At 42.3% G+C, this 19,484-nt stretch carries 12 protein-coding genes and 3 pseudogenes; 12 read left to right on the top strand and 3 right to left on the bottom strand.

The features are described 5' to 3' along the window. Positions 1-208 precede the first annotated feature (208 nt). Entirely contained in the window at positions 209-838 is a 630-nt protein-coding gene (locus OGV77_RS15770) for a winged helix-turn-helix transcriptional regulator (protein ID WP_047411280.1), read from the top strand. A 108-nt stretch (positions 839-946) separates the two neighbouring features. Then, the gene (locus OGV77_RS15765) at positions 947-1,564 is read left to right on the top strand and encodes an outer membrane beta-barrel protein (protein ID WP_047411283.1); all 618 of its coding nucleotides are present in this window, start codon (positions 947-949) and stop codon (positions 1,562-1,564) included. A 64-nt stretch (positions 1,565-1,628) separates the two neighbouring features. On the opposite strand, the gene OGV77_RS15760 is transcribed toward OGV77_RS15765, so the two are convergent. Continuing rightward, on the bottom strand, positions 1,629-2,015 hold the full coding sequence (locus tag OGV77_RS15760) for a KPN_03583 family lipoprotein (RefSeq protein WP_075146383.1): 387 nt from the start codon (positions 2,013-2,015) through the stop codon (positions 1,629-1,631). Between the two features lie 243 nt (positions 2,016-2,258). Here OGV77_RS15760 and OGV77_RS15755 point away from each other — a divergent pair, with 243 nt between their 5' ends. After that, positions 2,259-4,241 (top strand): alkyl/aryl-sulfatase, encoded by a 1,983-nt coding sequence (locus OGV77_RS15755; RefSeq protein WP_087050551.1) that lies wholly within the window; start codon positions 2,259-2,261, stop codon positions 4,239-4,241. A 276-nt stretch (positions 4,242-4,517) separates the two neighbouring features. Beyond that, the gene (locus OGV77_RS15750; RefSeq protein ID WP_043016333.1) at positions 4,518-5,234 is read left to right on the top strand and encodes a YebC/PmpR family DNA-binding transcriptional regulator; all 717 of its coding nucleotides are present in this window, start codon (positions 4,518-4,520) and stop codon (positions 5,232-5,234) included. A 1,057-nt stretch (positions 5,235-6,291) separates the two neighbouring features. Here OGV77_RS15750 and OGV77_RS15740 read toward each other — a convergent pair. Next, positions 6,292-6,411: pseudogene (locus tag OGV77_RS15740) on the bottom strand (DDE-type integrase/transposase/recombinase); the annotation flags it as partial. Positions 6,412-6,549: 138 nt separating this feature from the next. On the opposite strand from OGV77_RS15740, the gene OGV77_RS15735 reads away from it, so the two are divergent. From OGV77_RS15735 to OGV77_RS15715, 5 genes are all read left to right on the top strand, one after another. Next, on the top strand, positions 6,550-8,526 hold the full coding sequence (locus OGV77_RS15735; protein ID WP_087050553.1) for a TIR domain-containing protein: 1,977 nt from the start codon (positions 6,550-6,552) through the stop codon (positions 8,524-8,526). Between the two features lie 103 nt (positions 8,527-8,629). Continuing rightward, the gene (locus OGV77_RS15730; protein ID WP_196781240.1) at positions 8,630-11,530 is read left to right on the top strand and encodes a hypothetical protein; all 2,901 of its coding nucleotides are present in this window, start codon (positions 8,630-8,632) and stop codon (positions 11,528-11,530) included. Continuing rightward, a complete protein-coding gene (locus tag OGV77_RS15725) occupies positions 11,527-11,976 on the top strand; it encodes a DNA-binding transcriptional response regulator (protein ID WP_010431201.1) in 450 nt (149 codons plus the stop codon). The genes OGV77_RS15730 and OGV77_RS15725 overlap by 4 nt, the downstream gene beginning before the upstream one ends. After that, entirely contained in the window at positions 11,973-13,145 is a 1,173-nt protein-coding gene (locus OGV77_RS15720; protein WP_087050554.1) for a phosphorylase family protein, read from the top strand. Before OGV77_RS15725 ends, OGV77_RS15720 begins: the two co-directional genes overlap by 4 nt. Positions 13,146-13,245: 100 nt before the next feature. Next, complete coding sequence (locus OGV77_RS15715) at positions 13,246-13,728, top strand: DUF4231 domain-containing protein (protein ID WP_087050555.1); 483 nt, start codon at positions 13,246-13,248, stop codon at positions 13,726-13,728. Between the two features lie 44 nt (positions 13,729-13,772). On the opposite strand, the pseudogene OGV77_RS15710 reads toward OGV77_RS15715, so the two are convergent. Continuing rightward, a pseudogene (locus tag OGV77_RS15710) lies at positions 13,773-13,906 on the bottom strand (integrase core domain-containing protein); the annotation flags it as partial. A 107-nt stretch (positions 13,907-14,013) separates the two neighbouring features. Between OGV77_RS15710 and OGV77_RS15705 the strand changes: the two are divergent. The 3 genes and pseudogenes from OGV77_RS15705 to OGV77_RS15695 all read left to right on the top strand — a co-directional run. After that, positions 14,014-14,169 (top strand): annotated as a pseudogene (locus tag OGV77_RS15705) (transposase); the annotation flags it as partial. 90 nt (positions 14,170-14,259) lie between these two features. Then, positions 14,260-18,351: an NACHT domain-containing protein gene (locus tag OGV77_RS15700; RefSeq protein ID WP_286502863.1), complete on the top strand. Its 4,092-nt coding sequence runs from the start codon at positions 14,260-14,262 to the stop codon at positions 18,349-18,351. Continuing rightward, entirely contained in the window at positions 18,290-19,432 is a 1,143-nt protein-coding gene (locus tag OGV77_RS15695) for an ATP-binding protein (protein WP_087050557.1), read from the top strand. Before OGV77_RS15700 ends, OGV77_RS15695 begins: the two co-directional genes overlap by 62 nt. Positions 19,433-19,484 lie beyond the last annotated feature (52 nt).

Below are 19,484 nucleotides of genomic sequence, written 5' to 3'. Positions count from 1 at the left end.
ATTGTCAATAATCACCATAGCAAAGCATCCATGCACTAATGTTCAGTGACCGTCTGCTGGTGGCCTTCTAAAAAAATCATTTAAATAAAAATAAATTTGTACTTTTAGTATTGCGCAACCTATGGTTTTAATATGAGGCTGTACTATTCTTCATGGAATATACATAGAATCATAGCGTTATCTCAATCAAAAGAATACAGGTTTGAACATGCAAATTTCACCACCGGTACGCCCTGAACAAAGTATACAACGTTTAATACAAGTGCTTGAGCCGATTGCAGAAAAGCTTAAGGTTGTACCTCGACGCCGTATCATGTGGAAATACAAAAATAAGCCTCAGCTATATCTTTTCCTGCAAGGAGAACTCTCCATTTTACGTTCGTCTGATGGCCTGTTAATTGTGACTGTCTATGAACCTCATCTGTTCGGTATTGCCGAGATGATCCAGCCGGTCCATGGTCACTTATTACGCGCAGAAGCCGAGTCGACAATATTACGCGTGGATGCCGATAAAGCGCGAGAGCTCTTCCATCAACAAGGGTTGTGGGAAGATGCGGCGGCTGTGCTTTCATATCACACGGGTTATCTCTTTTATCGCGATGATTTAGTGGTACAGCAACGTACCTATTCGGTGATACGAAACCATCTCGAGGAAATGATTTTGTTACCGGAAGAGACCCGCAAACGCATGTCTATTTTGGATTACATTCAGGATCGCACCCACTTATCACGCAGCAGCGTTTTAAATGTCATTTCAGCCCTAAAAAAAGGAGGCTATATTGATTTTGAACGCGGGGGATATCTTACCACCATCAATAAATTACCTGAGCGATTTTGAGGAAATCCAAAAATAAATTAAAAAGCAATTATCACCACAACTTAAATACCCTATTGTAGCCACACGTTATTTGTATCAATCGTAACTGAAAGCCTCGATAGGAAAATCATGAAAAAGACGCTTATTACACTTATTATTGCTAACGCTTTTACAGCCACAACCGCTTTTGCTGCAGCGGATGTCGGAACCTGGTATGCTGGCGGAAAATTTGGTTGGTCACACTATTTTGACTCCAGCACCACTCAACAGAGCAATAATCACGGTGAAAAATTTGGTAATGTTGGCACCGATGGCGATAATGTTGGTGGCGGTGTATTCACCGGTTATCAAATTACACCATGGCTCGCCGTTGAAGGTGGTTATGATTATTTAGGTAATATGCAGTTCAATGGTAAAAATGGCGCATCAGGTTCGCAAATGAAAAGCCAGGGACTGCAACTCACACTGAAAGCAAGTTATGGTCTGAACGACGCCTGGGATGTATATGGTCGGGCAGGTGCCATGGGATATCGCGCAGAGTCCGATATTAAAGGGAATAATCGTTTTGATACCGGTGTCCGTCCGGTAGTTGCGGTAGGTACTGAATATGCCTTTAATAATAATTGGGCAGGGCGCCTTGAGTATCAATGGGTCAGCAATGTCGGTAACGAAAACCAGATTGGAGCAACCAGCGATGTCAGTTCTGTTACGGCGGGACTGTCATATCGTTTTGGCCAGCATGACTAACCTTAGTTAATCAAACAGCCCATATTTAAGAGCCTCCTCATTCATCAATGAGGAGGCTCTTTTATTATTCAATAAGAGAATTAACCGACTGATTGATGCTCAACAGACCCGTTTGATTATGCTCCTTATAATAAAAATTGTTCATCTGTTGCATTTGCTCAAGCTTAGATAATGAAGCATACACCTGGTATGCCTGGCTATGAACATCAAACATCTCATTACGCTTAACATCATGAAGATAATCACTTTTTAGCGTGTTTGCCACGTTTTCAATTTGCAGTTTATTTTCTTGATATAACGACAAGGATCTCGAATTACTGCTCGATTTAGTCACGGAGTTATTCTGGATAACAGGAATAATCATTTTATTAATTCTAATTACTTTCTCCGGTGGCGAAGAGCTACAACCAGAGAGGGTTCCAATGATGAGTAATAGATAAAGTGCACGCATATTTATTGACCTAAGGAGATGGATGCCAGTCATTATCTTTTTAAACAATCCATTGTCTACGGATGATTTATTTAAATAAAAATTTATAATTAAATATTTTTTAATGATACTGGCTTATAAGGTTATGTTAACCTTTCAATACTCAATCACGCCGTCCTGATAAACATCGCATCGCAGATGCATGTCAATAATCAATGAAGCAGTTTTGATCCTGCTTGAAAATTTATTATTAGCAGAGAATTTATGAAACTAAATAAACGAGTAAGCTATCTGGCTTTAGCCGGTGTCTGTTCGACATCGTTAATGTCACTTCCTGCAATCGCACAGGAAGGGGCAAAAGATGCTACAGCTCAAACCAAAAGCGCGAATGATGCCTTATACGGGCAATTGCCATTCACTGATAAAACAGATTTCGTAAATGCCCATAAGGGATTTATCGCTCCGCTTCCCGATGAACTAATCAAAGGAAAGCAAGGGAACATCGTTTGGGATCCGCAGCAATATGCTTTTATCAAGGAAGGCGAAAAAGCTCCCGCTACGGTTAATCCAAGCCTGTGGCGCCAGTCGCAGTTGATCAATATCGGTGGTCTGTTCCAGGTAACCGATGGTGTATATCAAATCCGTAATCTGGATCTCTCGAATATGACCATAATGGAGGGGAAAGAGGGAATTACGGTCATTGATCCGCTGGTATCGGCAGAAACGGCAAAAGTCGGAATGGATCTTTATTATAAAAATCGCGGTAAAAAACCCGTTGTTGCCGTCATTTATACGCACAGCCATGTTGACCACTACGGCGGCGTACGTGGTGTCGTGGATGAAGCTGATGTTAAATCCGGCAAAGTGAAGGTATATGCACCGGCTGGTTTTATGAAGGAGGCCGTATCTGAAAATATTATGGCAGGTAACGCCATGAGTCGCCGGGCCAGTTATATGTATGGCAATCTGTTAAAACCGGATGCAAAAGGTCAGGTAGGTGCAGGCCTTGGTACGACAACCTCTGCGGGTACGGTGACGCTGATTGAACCTACTAATTACATTACCCGCACCGGGCAGAAAGAAGTTATCGACGGTCTAACCTATGATTTCATGATGGCGCCGGGTTCAGAAGCGCCCTCTGAAATGCTGTGGTATGTAGAAGAGAAGGGAATGATTGAGGCCGCTGAAGATGTAACCCACACGCTGCATAACACCTATTCGCTGCGGGGCGCGAAGATCCGCGATCCGCTGGCATGGTCAAAATATATCAATGACGTTATTGGCCGCTGGGGAGGTAAGGCGAGCATTATTATTGCTCAGCACCACTGGCCAACCTGGGGTAATGAAAATGTTGTGAAGTTAATGAAGAGCCAGCGCGATATGTACCGTTACATCAACGATCAGACATTACGAATGGCTAACCAGGGTCTGACTCGTGACGAAATCGCCGCTAACTTCAAACTGCCGTCTGGTCTGGAAAAATCATGGGCCAGCCGCGGATACTATGGTTCCGTTAGCCATGACGTGAAAGCAACTTATGTCTTTTACCTCGGTTGGTTCAACGGTAACCCGGCAACGCTGAACGAACTACCGCCAGTAGATGCCGCGAAGAAATATGTCGATTATATGGGAGGGGCCGATGCCATCATGCAAAAAGCAAAAGCGGATTATGCCCAGGGTAATTACCGTTGGGTGGCGCAGGTGACTAACAATATCGTCTTTGCGGATCCGAGCAATAAAGAGGCTCGTAATCTGGAAGCCGATGCTCTTGAGCAGATGGGTTACCAGGCAGAGTCCGGCCCATGGCGTAATTTTTATCTGACTGGTGCGCAAGAATTACGCAACGGTGTGGTAAAAGGCGCAACCCCCAATACCGCCAGCCCGGATACGGTTAAAGCTATGTCGCCGGAAATGTTCTTCGATTATCTGGCTGTACATATTAATGGCGAAAAAGCGGCAAATGCGCAGGCGATCTTCAACGTTGATTTAGGCGCTGACGGTGGTAAATACAAGTTGGAACTGGAAAACGGTGTTCTTAACCATAGTGTTGATACTCAGGCCAGTCATGCTGATGCCTCCATTACGCTGAATCGGGCGACGTTGAACAAAATTATCCTGAAGGAAGAATCGCTGAAGCAAGCGGAAGAGAAGGGTGAGGTACAGATCACTGGCAATCACGCCAAACTTGACGAGTTCGTCGGATATTTAGACAGTTTTGATTTCTGGTTTAACATTGTGACACCTTAATTGTAGATAGAAATCATGTAAAAACCCGTCAGCAATGGCGGGTTTTTTATTATTGCTGCGGTTCAATTATTAAGAATATAAAAGATCTAAAATATAATGTGGAAATATTTTATCCATAATGTTAATAATTAATGTAATTAAAGTAACACACCATATAATCTGTATATTTTTGTTTTCATGGACGAGAGTTTGTGTATCATGATATAATGCGGCGGAAAAATATGCAGGTTATTAACCTGTCCGTAGTATAAATGAATTTCTGAGGAGACCATTCCAGTGGGACGTAAATGGGCAAACATTGTTGCTAAAAAAACAGCTAAAGACGGTGCAACGTCTAATATATATGCAAAATTTGGTGTAGAAATCTATGCTGCCGCTAAGCAAGGTGAGCCTGACCCAGAATCAAACTCAGCTTTAAAATTCGTTATTGAGCGTGCAAAACAAGCCCAGGTTCCTAAGCACGTTATTGATAAAGCAATCGATAAAGCCAAAGGTGGCAGTGATGAAACGTTCGTGCAAGGGCGCTATGAAGGCTTTGGCCCAAGTGGTTCACTGATTATCGCTGAAACATTGACTTCCAATGTTAATCGTACAATTGCTAATGTCCGCTCAATCTTCAATAAAAAAGGCGGGAATATTGGAGCAGCAGGTGCAGTCAGCTATATGTTTGACAATACCGGGGTGATTGTATTTAAAGGAACAGACCCTGACCATATTTTTGAAGTTTTGCTTAATGCCGAAGTAGATGTCCGCGATGTAACCGAAGAAGAAGGGAACATCGTTGTTTATACTGAATCTACAGATCTCCACAAAGGAATTGCTGCTTTAAAAGAAGCTGGCATTACTGAGTTCTCAACAACAGAATTAGAAATGATTGCTCAATCAGAAATTGAACTTTCACCTGAAGATTTAGAAATCTTTGAAGGACTCGTTGACGCTCTTGAGGCTGACGATGATGTTCAAAAAGTATATCATAACGTTGCAAACCTTTAATTGTAAATTAAAAGGGAAGTGTCATTGTGGCTGATTTTGAACTTACAAATTTGTTATAAAAACATCCAGCCAGATGCATTGATTATAAGAAATAGATAAAGTTTACGTAGAAAATCCAGGTGACTGTCTGTTTTACACTCAAAGCAGACAGTCATGTTCACTGTTTGCCCACAGGATGAGTCAGGGCGTTCCTTTCCCGGTAATCAAAAACCGCCTCCACGTTCAAATGCGACTATAGCTTTGACCTTGTCGTTTATCATCACCGTTACCAACCCTTGAAAATGTATCCAAAGGATAGCTGGGTCGGGCTAATTCGTAACAGCGGATATCGCATCAGAGATACTAAGGATCTGACTGAAGCTTTACCGCAGCAGCCGCAAGCAAACACACGGGTTGCTCAGCGCATTGATGAGCAGGAACAAATAGCAGAAGCGATTTTACGCTGAAGTTAGTTTCATTAAAGGATTCTGTGAAGATTGCTGGCAGACAGTTGGTGGCCAGAACCGCATGTATGAGTTCGTGGAACAGAAACTCACGCCATGTTTCCGGCACCAGAACGGATAGAAAACTTACTCGCTTTAACCGAAGCCGGATTGGGGAAGGGTAAGCACGCGAGTGAGCACCATATGCTGAGGGCCATGAACTGAGAGACCATTATTTTGCATTTAACTTATGTTATAAGAGAATTTAGTTCATAAACCAAAATTTAGCTATCCACATGATTTCAATGTATATTCACTATATATAGTTGAGTCTACCTCCAGATAACTTCATGAACTAGTAGGAAATGGGCGCCTAATGTGCATTTCTCGGCAACTTACTTAGTTACAGCATTTCCCAAATTAATCGTATAACCCGGCAAATCAAGATTTAGGTTGTATCTGATTGTCTTCTTGAATAATTTATGAATCTTAGTAATATTTAGATACACCAAAATCTAATCAGAACAGCTCTCTGAGGGCGGTAGCATTGTCAGGGTTGATTGGATTTGCATGAGGCCTTTGTCCCTGACCCGATATCCTGATCCATTCAGAAAAAGAATTCCGACATACGAGACAATCTCTTTTGTCATGCGGGGTTGCATTGACCAGCCGATAACTTTTCGGGAGAACAGGTCAACCACCAGGGCCAGATTCATCCAGCCTTCGTGGGTTCGGATGTAGGTTATGTCCGTCACACTTACCGCTTAATGAATTTGATAAAGTGCAATAAAATTCAAGCTATTGATTTTAAGAACAACACGAACGTTTCAGTTTAGTGGTTGCTGCGCGCCGCAGATCCAGCCGCCTACATCAACTTTAGGAAGGTAATAAGTATGGGTAAGGCTATCGATATCTTGCTTTACGTGGCTCTAAGCGAGGAGTTTGATGTCGTTATAGATATGCTAGGATCAGATTTTAAATCCCAAGAGCAGGTAGGTGTTGCACTGACAGGTTTCTTCGGCAATATCGACTCGCCTGTTCTTAACAGAAGCTTCGAAGTTGCTGTGTTCCCGGCAGGAAAAATGGGCAATACCCGATCCGCTAGTCTTACTTCAGCACTTATCGAGAAGCTGAATCCGGCCAACATCGTGGTGCTAGGCATAGCAGGATCACTGGTAAACGACATGGAACCTGGCGATGTATTTATACCGGACACTGTGAATGAGTACATGGCAAATTCAGCGACCCATGGGGAAGGTAAAAACTGGAGTTTTACTACCTCAGGTAACCAATTTCAAAGCTCTTTGAGACTACTCAATAGGTTTCAATTTTTCGCACACACCAGTGGCGACTATTACAAACGTTGGCAGCAAGACACTCAGATTGCCAAGGCTGAACTCATTTCAGAAGAGGTACAGCTTGCCCTTGCTAGTAATGAACTGATCCTACGAGGTAGCTGTAAGCTCTTTGCCGGTGACGACCGTAAGTTGGCCAGCGGCCCAGCAGTAGGTAAAGGCAAGGGTTTTGTGGATTGGATCATCCGTGAACATGATCGTAAGGTTGCGGCCCTAGAAATGGAGTCGGCAGGTGTATACGATGCCGCGACTGTTCGCACAACGGCTCCACGAACCGTGGCCATCCGCGGCATTTCTGACTACGCGGACGCTCGAAAAGAAAAAATTGAAGACACAGCTAAAGGTAAGTTTCGAAATTTGTCCGCTAGAAACGCTGTTTCGTTTTTTATTCACACTGTCCAAGCTGGGATGTTCGGAGCTGAGGAAGAATTGGCGCAGGTCGCATTATCGCCATCGCCACATCTGCAGCTTGATTCTCGGGTGAAATCTGTATTCGTCATAGGTGGTCACACCGGTGAGACCGCAGATGTTGATGCTGAACTCCCACGTTTGAACAAGGCGTCGTTGACCCTTGGGCATGTTCTCGCGAAAGCGGGAGCACAGCTACTTATATGCAGCCCATTTACTGATTCGGTCGACTACTACGCAGCAATGGGCTATGCGGACTCTAAGTGTGGTGGATTAATCCAGTTCCATAGTCCCAGTCATCCAACAGTTGAGGAAAAGCGATGCCTTCTACGCAAAACGCTTGGACGACCTGGCCTCGTAATCCAGGATTGGAACTACCCTGGTCCAGAGGGCAATGAGGAAGACGCATGGTTCCAGTCCTGGTTTTTGGCCCAGATTCAGGCGCTGGAGAAAGCTGATGTGGTTGTTGCTCTGGGAGGGAAGGTTTCGCAAACGGCTAGTACACTTTTGCATCTTGCTGAGGCCAGGGGCCTTCCGATCATTCCGTTTGCATTCCTCGGTGGAGTGGCGAAGCGCTCATACGAGCGCCGAGATTGGTCGAGACTTAATCCAGGTTTTGACCCAAGCGTTTTGTGCGACGTCGATGGTGTTGAACATACGATTGAGATAGCTAATCGACTCATGTTAGATCGAATGCAGCCGAGCCGTCTCTTAGAGAGACCGAAAATGGTTTTTGTTAGTTTTGCTCATCAGGACGCCGAAATGGCCAATGCACTACGGGCCGTACTAGTAAAAGAGGGTATTGAGGTCCTAGTTGGTGACGATGAGATCAGGTCAGATCAGATGATCACAGCAACCATTGAGCAAGCGGTTCTTCGCAGCGATGTTTGTGCAGTTCTTTGGAGCCGTCAGTATGCCCAGAGCCCGTGGTGTTATGACGAAATGAGTCTGGCAATAAATCAGCAGGAATATGGCAAGATTAAGGTATGGCTTTTCAATCTAGATGACTCTCCGATTGTCCCAGCTCAGGCGCGCAAGCTGCCCACTATCTCTGTTAGGAATGTTCAGGCAATGCACAATTGCGTGCATGAGCTTTTGGGCAAGTAGTGGTTTGTCCCTGTCGACCTGTCGCAATGAGGCTCAGCGTCCTGCGGCTGATAGGTTAGGTATTTGTAAATAGCTTATCGTCTCTAACGTAACGGCACTTCAATTGCCAAAAGCATTAAAAAATAGGTATATAATGATTTTTCCATTTGATAATAAAAGTAATATTTCTGCCGTTCTAAGAATGTTAAAGAACTCTACACGAAATAAAGTTAGGGCGATTGCATCTGGAAGTGATACAGACTCTATAGATTTGATGAATAATCTAAGAGAAAAATGTAATGTCACTGAGTTGTACCAAGCAGAAAATGCAGTCAAGGCGTTGTCAATAGGTCGCAAGTTACTTCCAGATTTATTTCCTAAAGAGCCTCAGTTCAAAGATGACTTCATAAGGCTAGATGATTTAGGTTTGGAAAAAAATCTTTCGTATATAGATAACGCAATAAAGTTAAATAAAAGAAAAGTTGAAAAATTCCTTGAGGATTTATTTGAGATAAACGAAAGCATATATCAAAATGATCTTTTTTTAGCAGAAAAACTAATAAACAAAGCTATAGAAAATCATGGTCATAGTCATCTTTTATTAAGGAAAGCAATATTTGTTATATCCAGTGATGAGATGTCTAAATTTGATAGCCTTTCAAGGATTATTACATCATATGGAGTAAGAAGTAACGTAGTAAACACTTTGCTTTATTGTTTTAAAGAAGAACAAGACTATTTAAGCGTTAAAAAATCTGTAATGTCTACGAAAGACCGAGGAGTTTTCAATCAATTTACAAGAGACTTACTACGGATTGGATTTCATCCACATGCCAAAAACACTGCAGACCTGATTCAATTGACGCAAAGTTGTTTGCAGTCAAGTTTAGTGGATGCCATCATTATTACGAAAGTGAATAGTAATCTTTTTGATAAATCTAAATACATCAATATCGATTGGGTTTTTAAATTAATTAACAATAACTCAAAGCCTATTCAGGAAATTGTAAATCTAACAGAGCAATATGAAGATTCAGAAGGAGTTTTTTTCCAACGTAGTTGTGCTTGGCTAGAGAATGATGAAGTTGTTGAGTATAGATTGCTTATTGACCACTTTAATGACTCTCCTGAATCTCCATACTTTGAAATGAATGATGAATTAGTATTGAGAATAATCAAAAATGTAAGAGTTGAAGGTATTGAAGAAATTCTTACCAGTGAGAATTTATTGGAGTTTGGTGGGAGCAAGTTGTCCGTAAATAAGTCGTCAATTTCAAATTCAGCGCTCCTAAATTTAATGATTCATATAAATGAAGGCATGATAATTACCACTGAAGATGTATTGCTCCGATTAATGGAGAACACTCGAGATTTAGCACGAACAATAAATATCAGTTTTATCAAAAATTTTATACTGTCTTCACCAAGCGAGCTATCCGAGATTGTGTTGTTATTGTTGATTTACAAGAGAAGCAAAAATGAAGCTGACCATTATAAATTACGTAGAAAGCTACAAAACTATATAATTAAGTATAATGAATCAAACTTAGTTAATTTTATAGATAGTGTCGCTAAAAAGTCTCAAGCTGTTGCTGAATTCACATATGAGGTATGTACGGAAGATTTTATATCTAAGCTTAGTCATGTCATAGGTACGACTGAGAAAATTACAGAAACTAGAGCTAGTCTTCATGATTGGATGGGGGATCTAACTGGTGATACTAACTATAAGGTGAGAGCAAAAAACCTAAGAATAGATCACAAGATTAACCTCGTCAAAGGTGAACTAGACGACAATCGAATATATGTAGATACTTCTAAGTTTTTGGAGTGGATGCAAGATGAAATAGCGCAAGACCTAACGACAGTGCTTTCGTTTTCACTGCATGATAAGGAAGTGATTAATACAAATGAACCACAAATCATTCAAATAATTTCCAAGTGTTATTCAGAGTTTTGCTCTAATAACCTATTTGGTATAGCATCTTATTTAGGTAGAAGACTTCGACATGGTACTTTTAAAGGCCATTTGTATCATAGCGTAGTTAATGATATAGAGCAAACTTATGATGATATTATTGATGATCCTTTAATATTCCCTTTATGGGGAGCTTTTAAAGAAAGTTACAAAAATGAAGTGGACTCTATTGTTAAAAATAAACTTCATATAAAGAATGGCAGTACATTTGAAGGATTTCTTTCTCCAGAAATCACAGGGCATAACAAAATAGAAGTTCTGAACGGCTGCATTAACAATATCTATTCTGATTTCGATAAAAGTAAAAGCTCATACAACGCTATTTTATTAATTAATGAGTATTGTTGGAGGCTGGCTGAGATTGATATGAGATCTGTTCATGGCTTTTTGAAAAGTAGAAAAAATTATCTTGTAGATTTAGATTTGTTGAATGAAATTAAGAGAAAAGCGCTACAAACAAAAATGGACGAATCGAGGGTGTCTAGTTTTTATAGGGAAGTTCAGCGCCTAGTAAATGACAAATTGACTGATATGTATAGTTGGTTCAAAAAACCTCAAAGTATATCACCTAAAGCATCATTGAACCTGTTATATAAAGTAGTGGTAACTGAAGTTAAGCAGAGCTTTCCAAATTTTCAACCAGACACTAGTTTTGATGAAGACCACGACATCGAATTAATAGGAGGTGCTTATCATGTACTCTATGATGCTCTCTACGTCATTGTTTTCAATGCTGCAAAACATGGTAAAAATGCAGGTAGTGTTTATAGAAATTTCACAATTGAGCGTGATGAATTAAGTGCACTTGTCCGTGTGAAATTTGATTCAGAAATCTGTGATTCTTCGAGTGAATTTACTATTAATCAATTACTTAAAGTCGATTTAGATGATGCTGAGATTGATACAGCCCAAACTGTCGAAAACTTGAGTGGCATCAAAAAACTTTACCACCTAGACAAGTATGACGAGAACTTTGAAATAATTACCATAGAATGTGTTAAACGAAAAGTTTGCATCGATATGATTTACAGGTTGGGCCATCTATGAAAAATATATTGATTATCGAAGACGATAGTTTCAAGGCTGACAGCTTAGTCCAATTTTTGATTGGCTACTATTCGGATCCAGAAATCAAGATAGCTGGAAGCTTAGCTGAAGCTATTAACATTGTGAATAGTGACATTTTTAATCTGATTTTAGTGGATATGGCGCTGCCCAGTCATCCTTCCGTTATTGGCGGCGGTTCTCCCACATCTCTTCTAACAGGAGGGATTGATGTGCTGCTCGAACTAAATTATTTAGAGAGGAATGACCCATGTATCGTCGTAACTCAATACCCTGATATAGATATCTCAGGTAAGTTTTACGATTTAACTCAAGCTAAAATTGAATTCAAGACGCAGTTAGGGTGTAATGTCATGGCTTGTATTGAGTACAAAGAGGAAGAATCGTCTTGGCAAGAACATTTGAAAAGCATATTGGATAATTTATGAAAGTTTTAGTTGTAGAAGATAATCCGCAGAAGTTATCGGAAATCAAGGGTGTCTTAAATGGGATTGGATTTGAGATAAACATTAAAGAATGCGATTCTATTTTTAAATTCAACACAGAAATAACCAAGGAAAAATTTGATTTAGTAGTTGCTGATTTGGTTCTGCCTATATTTGGTAAGGATGAGGAAGAGCCTCAAGATGTTACTTCGAAAATTATAGAGCTAATTAGAGATTATGAGTCTAAAAACTATAAGACACCAGTTATTGCAATCACTCAATTTTCAGACTCAGCTGAAAGTAATTTTTCAAACCTCAATAAATATGACATCAATGTAATAACTTATGAGCAGGGGTCTGACGAATGGAAATCGGCTTTTTTTAGGAAGATCGAGTTATGCATCCCAAAGACTACTTATGATTTTATTATTGTTTGTGCTTTAGAGAAAGAAGCAGCTGCTTATATCGAGGCCGGTTACGCAAAGCCCAAGACTTCAATCAAGCATGGACTTTCTTGTCAGGATATGATGATTGAAGGACATAAAGGCCTTATAATTGTCCCTCCACGAATGGGATTGGTTAATACATCTATCGTTAGTGCGCGAGCTATTGATTTATTCGAACCCAAAATTATCTGCATGAGTGGTATTTGTGCTGGTATAGAGGGGAATGCCAACATTTACGACATAGTCATTCCTTCGCAGTGCGATCAGCATGATGCAGGTAAATGGACAAGTAAAGGTTTTGTACCAGAAAGTTATTCAATTCCACTGATTCACGATACCGAAATCGCTATCAATAGAATTGTAAAAGAAGATGGGTTTGTTGATGCAGTCGCGCAAGGTGTGCATCTTTCAGAATCTGAAATGGTTGATGGGTCATCAACTTTAGATGTGAAAATATATACCGCAACAACATCTAGTGGTAGTAGTGTAATTGCTGACGAGAAGATGTTGGACTACATTACTTCACAACATAGAAAAAAGACTGCCTTTGAAATGGAATCTTACGCACTTTATGAAGCTGCACGACGCTCTCCATTAAAACCAAACTACTTCAGTGCTAAGTCTGTCGTAGATAACGGTAATACTAATAAGGGAGATGAGTATCATAGAGTAGCCGCTTTGATATCTGCTAAGGCTGTGTATGGGTTAATAAAAGAACTTATTTAAAGTTTTGAATTATTCTATTGGTTAGGATTATCGCTTAAATTTCTATTAGCTAGAAACTGTAGAATAAACAACAAACAAGTACTATAAATTGAGGTAATGTATGTCTAATTTAAACAATTTAGGCACAGAATCAGCGGCGAGTTACGCTTTAGGTCAAGCAAAGCATTTTCAATCGAAAGCAGATCACAACAAAGCTGAAAGTATTTGGTGCTTTCGTGGAGTAATGATTTGTTCGTTACTTGCTCCTTTATTCGTCAGTCTCGGGGAAGGCGTGTGGTTGTCAAAGGTTATTCCATCAGTACTATCGGCGATAGCCGCATTTTCTACCGCATGGCTTCAGCTAAGAAAACCTCAAAATCTTTGGTCAGTTTACAGAACAGCACAGAGAAAAATCGAAACTACTCTAATTCATTACAAATACAAAACAGAGGATTACGAGGAAACCAGCGATGTAGGTGCTGATAAGTTACTTATATCAAAAGTGATTAGTTTTGCTACAGAAGCCCATCATATGTGGACTAAAGCTCTACCCGATACTAACTCACTAAAGGAGTCCATACATATTGAGGCCAAAGACAAGTAGTGTAAGCAAACCTAGTTTACTTCACTCACTTTTGAGAGTTCCGTTTAATCAGCCAACAGCCGGTATTCCTTCGGCGTCAGGTTCTTAAGGGAACCATAGGGACGCTCGCTGTTGTACTCAGATTCTGCGAGTGTTCCGTAATTTCCCGTACTTCATTCAGCGTTCTGAACAGGTAAAATACCATGTGACCTGCCCCCCAGTATTAAATACAACCGTCAGTGAGTAATGGACTGACCCCACCCCGGTAGACGATCCTGCCCTATAGTTTGAGCATAGGAGGAGCGTATGGACACACCACGATTTACACCTGAATTTAAGGAAGAAGCCGTCCGCCAGATAACGGAGCGCGGTTATTCTGTTGCCGAAGTATCAGACCGTCTGGGCGTTTCTGCGCACAGCCTCTACAAGTGGCTACGGGCTATCAAGCCTGATAACAGCGAACATCTTACCTCGCTTCAATACCAATACATTTTTAATGGGTATAATATGTGACTGCTTTTGCCGCATTATTGACAGGTACAAGGACTGGTGATGAATATTGATTTCAGTTTAATTCGCAGCGCCCCCAAAAGCCGTAACGATAGCTTTGAAGCACTCGCCGTACAGTTGTTTAGGAAAACCTGTCGAGTACCGACAAATTCAACATTTATTAGTCTGCGTGGAGATGGTGGAGACGGTGGCGTTGAGGCATATTTCCGCTCACCGGACGGTGCCGTATTCGGTGTTCAGGCAAAATACTTTTTCCAGCTTGCTTCCGCAGAGCTTACACAGATTGATAGTTCCCTTAAAGCTGCGCTAAGCAACCATCCCACACTAACCGAATACTGGATTTATATACCGTTTGACCTGACCGGGCGTGTTGCTGCGGGAAAGCGAGGAAAAAGCCAGGCGGAACGCTTTGAAGAATGGAAAAGTAAAGTCGAATCGGAAGCGTCAGCGGAAGGGAAGTCACTTTCTATTGTCCTTTGTACCGCTGCTGTTATCTGCAATCAATTACTTGAGATAGACCCTTACGGAGGGATGCGCAGGTATTGGTTTGATGACACGTTGCTGACAACAGCTCAAATTCAACAATGTCTGGATGACGCCATTGCTTTTGCCGGGCCAAGATATACTTCAATGCTGGATGTGGTGACGAATGCTCATGTCGGCCTAGATTTTTTTGGTGGGACTGGTGACTTTTGCGAGTGGTACGAAACATCATTAACACCAATCGTTCGAGAGTTCCATTCACTGAATGGATACGGACGCAAATCGCTGGATATACTCGGCGAAACCCGTGCTACATCTGCCACGGCATTGATTGAAGAAATAATTACCTACTGTGAGAGCATGAGAGATAACAATGTCACGGCCACATCGGTTACAGATCTTTGCTTCGCTCTGTCATCCCTATTGACACTTTTCGCTGATGCCCGCCATGCTCAAGAAGATAAATTTTATGAAAAGCATGGCAAGCATAGTGATACAGAATCGTTCCGACAGTTCCACGCAGAGTATATGTGTGCATTTCCTGCCGGAGATATGGATGCGGCGAGAAAATGGGAAGAGCAGGCGCAGCAACTGCAAAATTTGCTGACTTCTCAGGTCATTGGTGCCGCAACAGCACATTCCTTACTGCTGGTTGGGCCAGCGGGTATCGGCAAAACCCACGCGATTGTCAGCGCAGCATTGCGTCGACTGGAACATGGTGGTTTTTCCCTGGTCGTCTTTGGAGACGACTTTGGCAAAGCAGAACCTTGGGAAGTGCTACGCAGTAAAATAGGGCTGGGTGCCGCCATCGATCGTTCGACATTATTTGAATGCATACAGGCCTGCGCCGAACATACTGGCTTACCTTTTGTCATTTATATCGATGCCTTGAACGAAAGCCCGCGAGAAGTGCGCTGGAAGGACAAGCTTCCCGAATTGCTCGCTCAATGCAAGTCTTATCCAGACATCAAAATCTGTGTTTCAACCCGAGATACCTATCGCAATCTTGTGGTCGATTCACGCTTTCCAGGGTTTGCTTTCGAACACATCGGTTTTTCAGGACATCAATTCGAAGCGGTACAAGCTTTCGCAGCCTACTATGGGCTGGATGCAGAGATTACACCACTTTTTTCACCCGAACTCAGTAATCCTTTATTTTTACACTTGGCCTGTAAAACGCTAAAGGGCGAAGGCCGTGACAGTCTGGATTTTTCTTTGCCGGGTTTTACCTCTCTGTTTCAAGGACATCTCAAACATTGCGATGTTTTAATTCGAGAACGCCTCCACTACGCAAACCCTCGCAATCTGGTAAGGGCTGCAATGATGGCACTCGCGAATACCCTGACACATGAGTTGCCGCAGAACCGAACCTGGGAAACCTGTTGCGAAGCACTGAGCAAAATAGTGGGAACTGAGACCACACCTGAATCCTTTTTAAATGCATTGGCACATGAAGGCCTCATTATCCTTTCTGTTGTAGATGAGGATACCTTCCTAATCCGTCTGGGTTATCAACGCTACGGTGACATACTCCGTGCTATCAGCCTTGTGGAAGCTCTTGATTCGGATACAGCAAAACTAGCGGAGAAAATTGCAGCGTTAACAGAAGAAGATGCTGGATTGCTGGAAGCTCTTGCCGCCGTGCTGCCAGAGAAAACTGCTCTTGAAATTACTGCTGAAGAAGTAGGATTACCATCCGAACAAGCCCATAAGCTGTTCATCCAGTCATTGGTTTGGCGCTCCCGACAAAGTGTAGTGGAAGAAATTGATGAACACATCCATGCAGCACTGCATACACCTGGATTATGGGAGTCGGTTTATGAAGCGCTGTTTTCACTTAGTCTGGTTCCTGACCATCGTCTAAACGCAACTAACTGGCTGGGGCCATTTTTACGGCAGTCATCCTTAGCTGAACGTGACACCTACTTGTCATTAGCTGCGCTGGGATCATTTGATAACAAGAATGCTGTCTATTCACTCATCCATGCAGCACTATTTGCTGACATAACCCATTGGCCTGCTGAAAGCCGGAGGCTGGCCAGTCTAACACTTGCCTGGCTCACTTCGTGTGCTGACCGCCGAATCAGAGATTTATCCTCAAAAGGGCTAAGCAGAATCCTGGCAAACTACCCTGAGAACTGCCAAACAGTAATCAGTGAATTTGCATATTGTGATGATGATTACGTATTAGAGCGTATTAGCCTTGCTATCTACAGTGCATGCTTATTGTCACACCAACGCAGAAATGCGTTTATGCCAGCGCTCCCTGGTCTATTAAGCATTGCGTCAGATAGCAAGAATATTCTGCTCCGGGATACGGTTCAGCTATTAGTAAACTTGTTGAAAACAGGAGAATTTCCCACAGCCGTAACAAGCCAATTACAGCATTACCAGACAAACGTATCATTACCATCACGATGGCCTGTACTGGCGGATGTCAAACCCCTCCTAGATCTGGAACATTTACCATCAAACATGGTGCTCTGGGGAGAATCCATGTCCCCGGATTTCTGGCGTTATCAGGTGGAATCGAAGATTTCCGGCTTTGACTTGGAGAGCGCCAATATCAGCCATGAAAACATTGCCTGTTGGTTAATGCGAGAAGCACTTAATTTAGGATATCCCGGTTATAACCACTGCGCGCTCAATTATGATCGCCATATCGGGAGTCAGTATGGCTCGGGACGGGGTAGAAAAGGGTATGCTGACCGACTCGGTAAAAAATATTACTGGATCGCCTTACATCGACTACTGGGCATTCTGGCCAGTAATGTTCCCGCACTGGAAGACCCATATTCCGACTACGAACCTACAAGTGATCATCTATGGTCAGTCGACGTCCGTAAAGTTGACCTGACCGATGTACGCGATATCACCGCAGAAGGTGTCTATCCAGTACTGATGGAGGAAACAAATTATGCATTCCCTGACCACAATTCAGATATCAAAGGTTGGGTTCGGACCGATGATTTTCCACCTTATGAAGCTTGTCTTATTCGAACTGACGAGGAAGGAGAGCAGTGGGTAGCGCTTTCACATAGCTGTTGGGATGACGATAAAGCGCCGAATGAAAATAGCTGGGATTCCCCGTACTTGGGAGTGCGTGCTTCCTACTCAAGCGCACTCATAAATGAAAGCATCCAGACCTTTAAACAGAAAAGAGCACGCGATATTTTCCAATATAATCAGGGAAGTAGTTGTTATCGCGGTTATCTTGCTGAATATCCTGACAGCCCGATATACAAACAACTTCTTAATAGTGATGAAGATAGTGAAGCGTTTAATTTTACAGAAGTCAGTTTACTGCGCGGAAACGAATGGGAATACGACTACTCATATACCATGCCCGAGCGCCAAGATAACCTCATTGCGCCATGCCTGGGAATCATTCAAAAACTCGAACTTTTATGGGATTGTCAAAGCGGTTGGGTTGATCATTCTGGCAAACTTATCGCCTTCCATCAAAAAGGTGTAAAACAACGCGGACTTTTCATCCATCGTTCGGCATTGAACGCCTATCTGTCCATAACAGGTGAAGAGCTTATACATCGCCGTTTTGCTAACAGAGGATATTTTGATAGAGGGGACTATGAACGAAACCATCGAAAAACTGATTGCCAGTGGCAAGGAAGGGCCATGGTGGGACTTTAAACAAACCTACCACCAAAACAATGCAGCCCTTGTTCACGATATCCTCTGCATGGCAAACGTCCTGCATGACGGTGACCGGTATCTGATTTTTGGCGTGAATGATGAAGGGGTGATTACCGGCGTGCAGGAAGATGGTAAGCAACTTAACCAGGCAAATTTAATCGATCTGTTAAGAAAAGTCAGTTTTGCAGAGCACCATTGTCCGGATATTCAGCTGCACCACATCACACTCCAGCATAAGGTGCTGGCTATTCTACAAATTCGTAACGTCAGAATTAAACCCTACTATCTGACCCAGGACTATATAAAAGAGGGAAAAACTGTCAGAGCCGGTGTCGTTTACACCCGGCAACAAGATGCCAATACGCCCGTAACTAGCTGTGCCAGCCCTGGAGATGTCATGGCAATGTGGAGAGAGCGCTTTAACCTGGACCTGGCACCCGCTGACCGCATAGTCAGACTGCTTCTGGATTACGACAATTGGGAATATGACGGTAACAGTGAGGCCTATTATCGGTTGGACCCGGATTATGCCATTCATATTGGCGACACAGAAAAAGATATAGGAGGACAACACTGGTGGTCAACGATTAGCATTGAGCAACCTTGTCACTATGAATACATCCTCAAATACCGTGGGCGTGTACTTGAACGAGTGCCAATCGTACATTACAGAAATGAGGGTTTACAGTTTCCCTTTCCAGAGATGGATACGCTGGCTTATCCAGGAAAAAGGGATGGATTCGTAACTGATTATTATGCAGACGTTTTTTACTTCGTAAAAAACACCTTACCCTACAATCTGTTGAGTCATATCAGAGAATTACACTCACTGCCTGGCCGTAATTCAGGCATAACCATGCCGTTAACCACCCAAACCAAACCGCCGATTATCGAGCTGCCATTCATGGTGTTTGAGAACGCAGGGGAAAAAGAAGAAAAGCTAAAGTTTATTCAAAGTCAGCTTGCTGATTTTTGTCCGGATGGTATGCCTGGTACAGCATCGATGAAAACTGACCCAGAACTAAGAATGGAAGCAGAGAGACAATTTTCCTGGTGGGTTTTTAACCATATGCGTTGAGCCGAAGCATAGCGAAATCAACTTCTGCAAGCCGGCAACTTCTCATAACAGA

Origin of the sequence: Citrobacter sp. Ce129, assembly GCF_030334545.1 — a bacterium.
GTDB lineage: Bacteria > Pseudomonadota > Gammaproteobacteria > Enterobacterales > Enterobacteriaceae > Citrobacter > Citrobacter europaeus.
Note: the sequence above shows the minus strand (reverse complement) of the source record. Positions and strands in the feature narration are given on the sequence as shown.

Bases quoted from the DNA above. Each gene is read 5' to 3' on its own strand.
- OGV77_RS15760 (WP_075146383.1), bottom strand. From the start codon at position 2,015: ATGCGTGCACTTTATCTATTACTCATCATTGGAACCCTCTCTGGTTGT.
- OGV77_RS15715 (WP_087050555.1), top strand. From the start codon at position 13,246: ATGTCTAATTTAAACAATTTAGGCACAGAATCAGCGGCGAGTTACGCT.
- OGV77_RS15770 (WP_047411280.1), top strand. From the start codon at position 209: ATGCAAATTTCACCACCGGTACGCCCTGAACAAAGTATACAACGTTTA.
- OGV77_RS15725 (WP_010431201.1), top strand. From the start codon at position 11,527: ATGAAAAATATATTGATTATCGAAGACGATAGTTTCAAGGCTGACAGC.
- OGV77_RS15735 (WP_087050553.1), top strand. From the start codon at position 6,550: ATGGGTAAGGCTATCGATATCTTGCTTTACGTGGCTCTAAGCGAGGAG.
- OGV77_RS15720 (WP_087050554.1), top strand. From the start codon at position 11,973: ATGAAAGTTTTAGTTGTAGAAGATAATCCGCAGAAGTTATCGGAAATC.
- OGV77_RS15700 (WP_286502863.1), top strand. From the start codon at position 14,260: ATGAATATTGATTTCAGTTTAATTCGCAGCGCCCCCAAAAGCCGTAAC.
- OGV77_RS15755 (WP_087050551.1), top strand. From the start codon at position 2,259: ATGAAACTAAATAAACGAGTAAGCTATCTGGCTTTAGCCGGTGTCTGT.
- OGV77_RS15695 (WP_087050557.1), top strand. From the start codon at position 18,290: ATGAACGAAACCATCGAAAAACTGATTGCCAGTGGCAAGGAAGGGCCA.
- OGV77_RS15765 (WP_047411283.1), top strand. From the start codon at position 947: ATGAAAAAGACGCTTATTACACTTATTATTGCTAACGCTTTTACAGCC.